The sequence below is a fragment of the Acinetobacter sp. 24-47-62 genome (assembly GCF_056779765.1).
In genome coordinates this window covers 24,592-35,387 of record NZ_JBWYIN010000012.1, presented here as the reverse complement: position 1 = coordinate 35,387, position 10,796 = coordinate 24,592, and the positions used below count along the sequence as shown (strand labels likewise).

Genomic DNA, 10,796 nt, shown 5'->3' with positions numbered 1-10,796 from the left:
TAATTTACAGTCTAAATATCTATAAAACAACATTATTTTATAGATATCACACTATTTTTTTAAACTGTGAAATCATCACCTAAATAAACTTTACGGACAGTTTCATCCATAAGTACTTGATCTGGTGTTCCTTCCGCAATGACAGATCCTTCGCTGACAATATAAGCATGCTCACAAATCGCGAGCGTTTCGCGAACGTTATGATCTGTAATAAGCACACCTATTCCTCGTTCTTTTAAATTGCGAATGATATCTTTGATATCACCTACAGAAATTGGATCTACCCCAGCAAAAGGCTCATCAAGGAGCATAAACTTAGGATCTGCGGCTAATGCTCGAGCGATTTCAGCACGGCGACGTTCCCCCCCTGACACACTCATCCCCAAAGAATCTTTAATATGTGTAATTTTAAAGTCTTCTAATAACTCTTGAAGTCTCTCTTTACGTTGTTGCTTATTAAGATCCTTGCGCGTTTCAAGAATCGCCATAATATTATCTGAAATACTCAATTTACGAAAAATTGAAGCCTCTTGTGGCAAATAACCAATTCCATGACGAGCACGCTCATGCATTGCAAGATCCGAAAGATCAAGATTATCTAAATGAATTTCACCTTTGTCCATTCGAACCAGTCCGACTACCATGTAAAAGCTTGTCGTTTTTCCCGCCCCGTTCGGTCCAAGCAAACCAACAATTTGACCACTCTGCATACTAAATGAAACATCTTTCACCACCCAGCGTTTACTATAAACTTTGGCAAGATGTTTAATTTTTAATGTTTGGATTGGTGATTCATCGACGCTCATTAATCACGTACTCCAGAGAATGATTTTGAGGCAGAAGGAGGAATTATAATTTGTACGCGACCTTTTGAACTACCCGTTTCACTACTGCCACCGCCTACAACTTCGATATCCCCCTTATTCATACTGTAACGCAAAGTGTTCCCACGAATACTTGCGCCATCTTGATACAAATATGCATTGCCCGACAAAGTAATAATGCCTGTATCAGCGTTATATACAATTTTAGAGGCTTCACCACGTGCAATGCCACGTTTAGACTCTAATTGTTGTTGGAACTTTGCAGGAGAACCTGACGCATTTACCGAGCTAATTTGGCGATTGGCATTGAGATTAGCAACTATAGAGGCTGCATTTAACTTGAAAGTACCTTGTTCAACAGAAACATTCCCCACATAGGTCGTTATACCTGTTTTGTCATTATAGGTCGCACGATCAGCTAAAAGCATGATGGGTTGATTACGATCACTTGGCAATGCAAATGCCATAACAGAAATAGAACTGAGTGCCACCATTGCTATTGCTTTAAGCATTTTCGAACCTGATAAATAAGAAGGTTTAGTTTGGTGCATACTTTCCTCGAATATTTTTAAAATCGTACTGACCTTCATTCAAATCTGCTTCTAAGCCTTGGCTGACAAAATCTGCATTTGGTGTTTGTACAGTAACTTGCTCAGATGTTTCAAGCTTTCTTGTTTTTGGATATCCTGTAAGCGCATCGGTTCGAAAAACCATTTTGCCCATTTCTCCTTGCTTGGTTGCAACAACATCTCCAGATAACACAATCTTCTCATTGTCATTGAAACCATGTGCTTGTTTAGCATAAAACGTAGCGTCTTCTACATTATCAGTAAACATGCTGGCATTTAAATTCTGCAAACTTGATGTTTTCTGTTTCATATCTTGGTTCAGCTCATCCACTGTAGCCTTAACATAAAGCATGCCTTTTTCATCAGTTTGCAAAAGATTAATATTCTTTGCTGAATATGTCATCGATTGAGCGGATGAACCCTCTAATTTTTTCCCTTTACCGCTGTAATAATAATAGCCACCACTTATAGCAGCGACAATAACAGCAGTAATGTATAAAACTTTAGTATCCATAAATCATCAACTATATTCAGCGTTCATATCAACTGTGTATTAATGCGTTACAGCCAAATATTTTTCAAGAAGTTCATGGTAAACCCCTTTTGACAACAATAACATGTCACAAATTTCACGCACAGCGCCACGACCACCATAAGCTTGGGTTACAAGGTCTGCACGACGACGAACTTCAACATGACCATTTGGCACTGTTACTTTCATTCCCGCAATCGCAAAAGCTGATAAATCTGGCCAATCATCCCCCATATACAAGCAATCTTCTGGTTTTAAACCCAGTTGCGTACAAGCTTGCTGTAAGGCAGTCCCTTTGTCTTCACGCCCCTGATAAACTAAGTCTACACCTAAATCATTCATACGCTTTGTCACAATATTGCTTTGGCGACCGGTAATAATGACAACTTTAATTCCAGCTTGCTGAACAAGTTTCATCCCAAGTCCATCACGAATATCAAATGACTTAATTTCATCACCTGAGTTCGTCAACGTTACAAAACCATCACTTAGAATACCATCCACATCCAAAACCAACGCTTCGATATGTCGTGCTTGTTCTAACAATACATAAGATGCCATGAATTAATTTACCCCAGCTTGAATTAAATCGTGCATGCTAATCACACCAATCACTTGTTTGGCATCATTGACTACTACAAATTGATTGATTTTTTTAGCATTCATTTGCTCTAGCGCTTCAACCGCTCTTGCTTCTTGTGAAATGGTTAGAGGATTTTCAATCATAACCTTTGATACAGCAAGATTAACATCAAAACCTTGTTGCTTATCAATGAGACGTCGCAAGTCACCATCCGTAAATATACCTAACAAAACATCATTTTCATCCACAATTGTGGTTAATCCGAGACGTTTGTTAGATATTTCGTATAGAACTTTATTCATTGGTGTATCTGGTGAAACTTTTGGTAGAGATTCACCCACGTGCATCAGATGTTTAACATGCAACAGTAATCGTTTACCGAGTGCACCAGCTGGATGCGACATCGCAAAATCATTTGCAGTAAATCCACGTGCTTCAAGTAAAGCAACCGCTAAAGCATCACCTAAAGCTAAAGTCGCTGTCGTGCTTGAAGTTGGTGCCAAACCTAATGGGCATGCCTCTTGAATATGACCAAGTGTGAGCGCAACATCAGCGTTCTGTGGCATTGGTCCACGGTCATCACCTGAAATTGTAATCAGTGGCACACCCAAATGTTTGATGAGTGGCATTAACATCATGATTTCGTCACTTTTACCAGAGTTCGAAATCGCGATCAGTACATCTCCACGCACTAACATCCCTAGATCACCATGGCCAGCTTCACCTGGATGCATAAAGAAAGACGGCGTTCCTGTTGATGCAAATGTTGCAGCCATTTTTCGACCGATATGACCAGATTTCCCCATACCAGTGACCACTAAACGACCTTGACACTGTAGGATAATTTGACATGCTTGGGAAAAACGATCATCAATCTGATTGGATAGTACCGATAAAGCTTGACGCTCAATCTCCAAGGTTTCTTTTGCAACCTTTTGAAAATCAATTGGATATATAGTATTTTCAGAATTCAAATCTGGGCACCTTGAGGCTGGATTCAGCCACAATTTCAATCATTAAATTATTCTTCATATATTAACATAAGCATGCAAGTATCTTTTTCTTAAATGTATAAATTTCATTTGCATAGATTTTTTACGCATAAAACTTTGTGAAAGATAAGCCTTAGGTTAAGATGAACCACCATTTTTTTAGCTTTTTGAAGACCTATGCAACCATTTGTTCTATATAACTCAGAGCAACGAAAAAAAGTTGAGTTTGTACCACGCAAAGAAGGACATATTGATATGTATGTCTGTGGGATGACAGTTTACGACTACTGTCATATCGGTCATGCTCGGGTTATGGTTGCATTTGACTATATTATTCGTTTTCTTCGTAGCCAAGGTTGGAAAGTTAAATATATTCGCAATATTACTGACATTGATGACAAAATCATTGCACGTGCAAATGAAAATGGTGAAAGCATTACAGCACTCACTGATCGCTTTATTCAGGCAATGAATGAAGATGCTGCCAATTTAGGATGCTTGGCACCTGATGAAGCACCACGTGCGACAGAGTACATCGATCAAATGCAAAATATGATTGGTACTTTGGTCAATAATGGCACTGCATATCCTGCGTCAAACGGCGATGTGTACTTCGAAGTTGAAAAATTTAAAAAATACGGGCGTCTGTCTGGTCGTAAACTCGAAGACATGCAAGCAGGTGCTTCCGAACGAGTCGATGTTGAAGTTGAAAAGAAACATCCTTTCGATTTTGTGCTATGGAAGCATGCAAAAGAAAATGAACCTTCTTGGAAATCTCCTTGGGGGAATGGTCGTCCAGGTTGGCATATCGAATGTTCAGCAATGTCTACATGTTGCCTTGGTAATCATTTTGATATCCATGGTGGTGGTTCTGACTTAACCTTCCCCCATCACGAAAATGAAATCGCACAAAGTGAAGCTGCAACTGGCGAACAATATGTAAACTATTGGATGCACGTAGGCTTTATCAATGTCGATGGTGAAAAAATGTCTAAATCTTTAGGCAATTTTTTCACGATTCGCGATGTCATGGAAAAATTCCATCCTGAAGTTATTCGTTACTTTATCGTTTCATCACACTATCGTAGCCCTGTGAATTTTTCTGATACTGCGCTTAAAGAAGCTAAAAACACATTAAGTCGTTTTTATCATTCATTTAAAGCATATCAACAGATATATGGTGCCGAAATTAATTCGCAATACGATGAAGCACTCGTTGAAAAGTTTAATGCAGCAATGCGGGATGATTTCAACACATCAGAAGCGATTGCGGTACTGTTTGAAATCAATAAAGAATTAAATCGTGCCGTAAAAGACGAACTTGCTGAACAGGCGGCCATATATTATGCCACCTTGCGCCATCTGACCAATATCTTAGGTCTTGTTCAACATAATGTTGATGAATTCCTAAAATCAGATATTGGTCAAGAAAGCTCATCTTTGAGTAATGATGAAATTGAAGATCTCATCCAACAACGCAAAGATGCCAAGAAAGAGAAAAACTTTGCACGTGCAGATGAGATTCGCCAAAATCTTCTTGATCAAGGCATTGTACTTGAAGATACGCGTCAAGGAACTTTATGGCGACGTGCTGATTAATTCATCAATTAAGTTTTGGAAGTGTTGACAGGGTGTGCAAAATCACTATAATTCACACCATATTGCGGGAATAGCTCAGTTGGTAGAGCACAACCTTGCCAAGGTTGGGGTCGCGAGTTCGAGTCTCGTTTCCCGCTCCAAAATTTTAAAAGCCTCAATCGAAAGATTGAGGCTTTTTTTTATTGACTTAAATTCTCAAATAAAGTCGACCTAGATTAAATTATTTGAATGAGTCAATTGAACACTTCAACAATACAGGTAACAGACAAATTATTTTAAAAAATGAGATTTAAATGAAAGGTTAGAAACCAAAAATTTAGAAATCGATTACTGTATTAATGCAAAACAATAGTTTCAGCTATTATAGTTAGTAATAGTCTTGCACATATTAATTTTAAGGCACTGAAAAATTAGGTCCAAACACGGAATCAGTTCTTAGTAATGCTAATGCATGGGAGGGCTACGCTAATGAAACTGAAATGTTCTGTCAGTCAAGCATTTTCTTTTTAAAGTCTAATCACCAACTAAATAGTTCAACCGTGATACTTACTCATATATGGAAACACGTAGCAAATACAAATAAGCTAGAATACACATTAGCAATTCGTTTTGGATTAGAACATGATGTTCACCACATGAGAATCTATTATCTGCAATAAGCTACCACACAAGAATTTACGTTCTCTTTCAGAAATATTTAAAAAAAGTGTTGTGAAAGAAGCAACATTAATCTTTGCAGAATTTAAAAGTCATGAGTTTAAAACCAGGTTTGGAAAACTTTCGCTATTCAAGATCTGATTGGACTCAAAGGGACTTTAGATGATCTTAATATTAGTGTTGTAATGGCTAGTGCGGCAGTATTATAGATAAAAAATAGTGGTGAAAAAATCAACCGAGCAATGTGTAAATTACTCTTCAACCAAGATTATAATTCAAAAATGCTCAAGGTTTTAGCTGAACAAGGAATTTATCCTGATGCTTAAAAATTCACATTTATTAATAGTTACTATTTTAACTGCTGCATTGTTTGCTACTGGATGTAATTCATCGCCTTCACTTCAACAAGAAGTGGATATTCAAGCAAGTTTTTTACCTACAATGTTACGTATTGATGGAAATATTTTTGCTTTAGCTAATCAAACCTCCCCAAATAATTTAACAATGGAGTTATTCGAATCTACTCTTCTAAAAGCAACTCTGCTTCGTAAGTATGAAAAAGAAGCCAAAAATAACTTCAGTCTAGAAAAAGATCGTAATCCTGTTGAGCTTAACTCTATGTGCTTAATGACTAAATTTCTACTCAATAAATCTTATATTGAAAAAGCTAATTTAAACTCGGAGTTCTATGAAGATATTTATGGTTGGATTAATACCAAAAATAAACTTTGGTCAAATTTATTAAAAGATACTACCGCTGGAACGTTTGAATATCCATGTATCGTAAAACAATCAAATATCCCGAACTAGTTCATTCTTATGTTGCAATTAAGCACTTATAAAGTGCTTTTTTATTGACTTAGATTCTCAAATAAAGTCGACCTAGATTAAATTATTGGAAGGAGAAAAGAGAAGCTAGCCGACCAAAGTCAAAGTTGCTCCACGCGCAATCACTCTCGAACTTGAACAGGTTTTCATCTTACATTCACGCTTTTTTTGATAATATTAATTACTTTAATGCTCTTTTTTAGGCTAAAAGCATGAGATTAAATGCTGACTTCTCTCAACCTGTAATAATTACTCCAGAGGATTATCAATGGATTCAATCCCCAAGAGGCGAAGTTAAACGAATGATGTTTGATCGTGTTGGCTTAGAACAAGCAAGAGCAACCAGCCTAGTTGAGTTCCCTTCAAATTCTCAGTTCCCAGAGCATCAACACCCCTTCGGTGAAGAAGTTCTAGTGTTAAACGGGACTTTTACTGAAGATGATCATCAGCACTATCCATCTGGATGGTATATGCGAAATCCTCACCTTTCTAAACATATTGTCTCGAGCTTAGATGGATGTCTGATCTTGGTGAAACTCATGCAAATGTCTGAAGAAGAAAAAGTAGCTACCCGAATTGATACTCGTGACGAGCGAAACTGGACCTATTTTAACAACAGAAAGATTTGCCAACTGTTTCAATCTGAGCATGAACACACCTTTCTCGAAAAACTCGAAAGCCAACAATTTTTCGAATCAACATATCATAACGGTATTGAAATTTTCATTATCAAAGGTAAATTGGTGATGAATGAACGAAATTATTCAGCCGGTTCGTGGATGAGGTTTCCGATTCAACATCGTATTGAAATCAAAGCAGGTGGTTCTGGCGCTTTGATTTATGTAAAAAAAGATCATTTAAAAAATATATAAACCCAAAAAAACCCAATACATTATTGGGTTTTTAAGCTAGTGCATTGATTAAGACTCATCATATGCGCTTTTTTTCCAGACACCCATATCAATAAGCTTCTGAATTTGCTTATCAATCACTTCTGCTTTATATTCGTCGTGATGTCCCTGTTTTTGCTGTAAATACAAATTTTTAGGATATATATTATTTTTATAAATTAATTGTGCGCATTCTGCACGTATATCTTTCATCCAATTGGTCACCTGAGCGTGTGTACGATGATAACGAAGTGCCTCAATATCGACTACACCAGTCACATAGGTAGATCCATTAGTATCATGCTGTTTACCCACAATTTTACCCTTATGGTCCACAATCATAGAAAGACCACCACCACAATCGATCGGTGCTAATGTATTTTCATCAAGATACATCCCACCAATATTAGGTGCTACTACATACATATTATTTTCTAAAGCACGAGCACGATTGGAGATTTCAAATACATCATTTTCAGTAAATGAAGCTGGTAAAGATGCACGATAGACCACTTCAGCACCATTCATCGCTAGGCCTCGACCATTTTCTGGAAAATTACCTTCCATTGCCATCATGATGCCCAATCGACCAATTTCCGTATCAACTACTGGCCAAAATGATTGAAGCTCTTCGCCATATTTTTTTACCCACTCATCATACAAATCATGAGGTGATGCTGAACGCTCGCATGGCAATAAAGCAGACATTTTGTGGTGTTTTAAAATAATTTCGCCTTGAGGATTTATAATAAATCCGACATTGAACATAATGCCTGGCCAATCCTCATTTTTAGCTTTGGCTTGCGCCATGATAAAAACATTATGCTTTTTAGCTAATTCACCTAAACGATCTGTTTCAGGGCCTGGTATATCGATCGCACCATCATCCAAGAATTCTTGAATATCAACATCGAGTGCTTCATCGTTGAAGCCCTGTAATGCTCCCTCTGGGAGAACCAACAGTCTTACTGGAATATCTAAAGAACTCAACCATAATGCACCGGATGTAAGTTCCTCTAAATGAGAGATATTTTTCATAATATCTGCTCTACAACTTGTGCCCCATATTGTTGGAACTAATCCTACTACACCATAAGGTTTGATCATTTTGTTTTCCTCTAAATCCATTCAGTTTTTTTAATGTACTTAAAAATTATCAGTGTGCTGATAATTATGCAAGTTCAAAAACCAAATAATTTAGAAAATTATTCTTCATTAATTTTTTTCATCCATTTCCTTACAATTCTTATTTCACTTTCACTAAAACCATCGACTAAAGAATCTTCTAAACGATCAATAGCATCACCACAATCTTCCATAAGTTTTTTCCCTAAATCTGTTATCTCAATTAATTGAATTTTCTTATTCGTAGAATGAGAAGTTTTGTAGAGAATATTTTGTTTTTCTAATTTTGAGATCATCAAATTTACTGTTTGCGGTGTTAATGAAGCAAAACGTGCTATTTCCGCATTTGTGAAACCTGGGTAAGTCAAAATAATTTTCAAAATTGTGAACTGTGGTGGAGTGATTGAATATTCAGCAAGTACACGCTCCATTTTTAAACGATATACATGGGATGTCTTTCTTAATAAAAATCCAAGGTAACCCGATTCATTATCAAATATTTCAGGTGAATTCGTATTTTTTTTAAACATACCTATTGCCCTTTTATAAAATCATAAATATTATCAGTATGCTGATAAAAAGTATTTGAGTTTAACTTTGCATTATATATGACTAATGCTGCTGAAATTTGAATACCTAGTCACAGTTTAGCTAAAAAAATAATGGAATAAAAATCAAACCCTTAAGGATATAGGATACGAAAATGCAGAATACTCTAATGCTGAAGAACCCGCTTCGGTCAAAAAAAATACGAGATACGCTTGGTACGTAGTCACACTATGTATGTTGGCTTATATATTTTCTTATATTGATCGACAAATTTTAGTCTTGATGATTGAACCGATCAAAGCAGATTTAAATTTAACTGATACTCAGTTTAGTCTATTGCACGGTTTAGCTTTTTCCCTATTTTACGCATTTATGGGATTGCCTATCGCTTATTTAGCAGACCGATTTTCCCGACCAAAAATTATTGCAATTGGCATTATTTTTTGGAGCTTAGCAACAGCGGCTTGTGGTCTAAGTAAAAACTTCATTCAACTTTTTCTTTCAAGAATGGGGATCGGCATTGGTGAAGCAGCATTATCACCCGCAGCATATTCCATGTTTAGTGATATGTTCAGTAAAGATAAATTAGGTAAAGCCGTTGGTATTTACTCCATTGGTTCTTTTATCGGTGGAGGGATGGCTTTTCTCGTTGGCGGCTATGTGATCAGCTTATTAAAAGATGCAGCGTTTATTGATGTTCCTCTACTCGGCATGATGAAGGCTTGGCAAGTTGCCTTTATTCTTGTTGGATTGCCAGGTATTTTTATTGGTCTTTTATTTATTTTGACAGTAAGAGATCCGCAACGAACAGGACAAAAACTCGATGCCTCAGGCAATGTCGTAAAAGTTAAATTTACGGATTCGTTTAAATTCTTAAAAAAGCACAGTAAGACATTTACTTGTCACTATATGGGCTTCACATTCTATGCAATGGCATTGTTTTGTGTCATGAGCTGGTCACCTGCATTTTATATGCGTAACTTTGGTCTAAGTCCTGTTGAAACAGGTTATATGTTAGGAACGATTCTACTTATCGCAAACACATCTGGCGTTTTCTTTGCAGGCTGGTTAACTGATTATCTGACAAGTAAAGGTCGACGTGATGCTGCAATGTATGCTGGTTATTTAGGTGGTTTAGGAATTATCTTACCGATTATTAGCTATACATTAGTAGACTCACTGTGGTTATCTGTTGCTATTTTTACAGTGGCTATGTTCTTTGCATCTTTCCCAATGCCAACCTCAACAGCAGCTATGCAAATTTTAGCTCCAAATCAATTACGAGCTCAAATTTCTGCAATTTTCTTGTTAATCAGCAGCTTAATCGGTTTAGGTATTGGAACAACTTTAGTCGCATTAATTACCGATAAAGTATTCGGAGATACCAACATGGTGGGTTATTCAATTTCAATCGTAGGTGGGTTCTCAGCGCTATTGACGATTATTTTACTTAAAACAGGATGTAAACATTTTGTGAAAAGTCTAGATGTAGAAAAAGATGAAATGGTCAGATAAGACGTGATTTGAGCAAAATAGCATAAAACCATTTTCTTAAATCTAAGCTCAAATTTGGTTTATTTTGGAAAAAGAACTCGAACATCTGTTCGAGTTCTTTTTTCACAACTGAAAGCCAGTAATGATTAAACTA

Annotated in this window: 11 protein-coding genes and 1 tRNA gene; 5 read left to right on the top strand and 7 right to left on the bottom strand. The window is 36.7% G+C overall.

The features are described from left to right. Positions 1–59 precede the first annotated feature (59 nt). The 5 genes from lptB to AC1M87_RS10590 are packed head-to-tail and all read right to left on the bottom strand — an operon-like array spanning position 60 to position 3,464. The gene (lptB, locus tag AC1M87_RS10610) at positions 60–806 is read right to left on the bottom strand and encodes an LPS export ABC transporter ATP-binding protein (protein ID WP_481587670.1); all 747 of its coding nucleotides are present in this window, start codon (positions 804–806) and stop codon (positions 60–62) included. Then, entirely contained in the window at positions 806–1,336 is a 531-nt protein-coding gene (gene lptA, locus AC1M87_RS10605) for a lipopolysaccharide transport periplasmic protein LptA (RefSeq protein ID WP_481593707.1), read from the bottom strand. Before lptA ends, lptB begins: the two co-directional genes overlap by 1 nt. 25 nt (positions 1,337–1,361) lie before the next feature. Further along, positions 1,362–1,907 carry an LPS export ABC transporter periplasmic protein LptC gene (lptC, locus tag AC1M87_RS10600; protein WP_481593664.1) on the bottom strand — a complete coding sequence of 182 codons (546 nt, stop codon included), beginning with the start codon at positions 1,905–1,907 and terminating at the stop codon, positions 1,362–1,364. 39 nt (positions 1,908–1,946) lie between these two features. Next, positions 1,947–2,486, bottom strand: a complete 540-nt coding sequence (locus AC1M87_RS10595) for a KdsC family phosphatase (RefSeq protein WP_035266365.1) — start codon at positions 2,484–2,486, stop codon at positions 1,947–1,949. A 3-nt stretch (positions 2,487–2,489) separates the two neighbouring features. After that, entirely contained in the window at positions 2,490–3,464 is a 975-nt protein-coding gene (locus tag AC1M87_RS10590; RefSeq protein ID WP_179999591.1) for a KpsF/GutQ family sugar-phosphate isomerase, read from the bottom strand. A 213-nt stretch (positions 3,465–3,677) separates the two neighbouring features. On the opposite strand from AC1M87_RS10590, the gene cysS reads away from it, so the two are divergent. From cysS to AC1M87_RS10570, 4 genes are all read left to right on the top strand, one after another. Beyond that, the gene (gene cysS, locus AC1M87_RS10585; protein WP_481593663.1) at positions 3,678–5,099 is read left to right on the top strand and encodes a cysteine--tRNA ligase; all 1,422 of its coding nucleotides are present in this window, start codon (positions 3,678–3,680) and stop codon (positions 5,097–5,099) included. A gap of 64 nt (positions 5,100–5,163) precedes the next feature. Next, positions 5,164–5,239: transfer RNA gene (locus tag AC1M87_RS10580), tRNA-Gly, on the top strand. 835 nt (positions 5,240–6,074) lie between these two features. Then, entirely contained in the window at positions 6,075–6,566 is a 492-nt protein-coding gene (locus tag AC1M87_RS10575) for a hypothetical protein (RefSeq protein ID WP_481593662.1), read from the top strand. Positions 6,567–6,796: 230 nt separating this feature from the next. Continuing rightward, positions 6,797–7,456, top strand: coding sequence for a cupin domain-containing protein (locus AC1M87_RS10570; protein ID WP_481593661.1), 660 nt, complete (start codon positions 6,797–6,799; stop codon positions 7,454–7,456). A 48-nt stretch (positions 7,457–7,504) separates the two neighbouring features. Here AC1M87_RS10570 and AC1M87_RS10565 read toward each other — a convergent pair whose 3' ends face one another. Continuing rightward, positions 7,505–8,581 (bottom strand): nitrilase-related carbon-nitrogen hydrolase, encoded by a 1,077-nt coding sequence (locus AC1M87_RS10565; protein WP_180028226.1) that lies wholly within the window; start codon positions 8,579–8,581, stop codon positions 7,505–7,507. 98 nt (positions 8,582–8,679) lie between these two features. Next, the gene (locus AC1M87_RS10560; RefSeq protein WP_481593660.1) at positions 8,680–9,129 is read right to left on the bottom strand and encodes a MarR family winged helix-turn-helix transcriptional regulator; all 450 of its coding nucleotides are present in this window, start codon (positions 9,127–9,129) and stop codon (positions 8,680–8,682) included. Between the two features lie 160 nt (positions 9,130–9,289). Between AC1M87_RS10560 and AC1M87_RS10555 the strand changes: the two genes are divergently transcribed. Further along, positions 9,290–10,663, top strand: coding sequence for a spinster family MFS transporter (locus AC1M87_RS10555; RefSeq protein WP_481593706.1), 1,374 nt, complete (start codon positions 9,290–9,292; stop codon positions 10,661–10,663). Positions 10,664–10,796 lie beyond the last annotated feature (133 nt).

Bases quoted from the DNA above. Each gene is read 5' to 3' on its own strand.
- cysS (WP_481593663.1), top strand. From the start codon at position 3,678: ATGCAACCATTTGTTCTATATAACTCAGAGCAACGAAAAAAAGTTGAG.
- AC1M87_RS10570 (WP_481593661.1), top strand. From the start codon at position 6,797: ATGAGATTAAATGCTGACTTCTCTCAACCTGTAATAATTACTCCAGAG.
- AC1M87_RS10575 (WP_481593662.1), top strand. From the start codon at position 6,075: ATGCTTAAAAATTCACATTTATTAATAGTTACTATTTTAACTGCTGCA.
- lptC (WP_481593664.1), bottom strand. From the start codon at position 1,907: ATGGATACTAAAGTTTTATACATTACTGCTGTTATTGTCGCTGCTATA.
- AC1M87_RS10560 (WP_481593660.1), bottom strand. From the start codon at position 9,129: ATGTTTAAAAAAAATACGAATTCACCTGAAATATTTGATAATGAATCG.
- AC1M87_RS10595 (WP_035266365.1), bottom strand. From the start codon at position 2,486: ATGGCATCTTATGTATTGTTAGAACAAGCACGACATATCGAAGCGTTG.
- lptA (WP_481593707.1), bottom strand. From the start codon at position 1,336: ATGCTTAAAGCAATAGCAATGGTGGCACTCAGTTCTATTTCTGTTATG.
- lptB (WP_481587670.1), bottom strand. From the start codon at position 806: ATGAGCGTCGATGAATCACCAATCCAAACATTAAAAATTAAACATCTT.
- AC1M87_RS10565 (WP_180028226.1), bottom strand. From the start codon at position 8,581: ATGATCAAACCTTATGGTGTAGTAGGATTAGTTCCAACAATATGGGGC.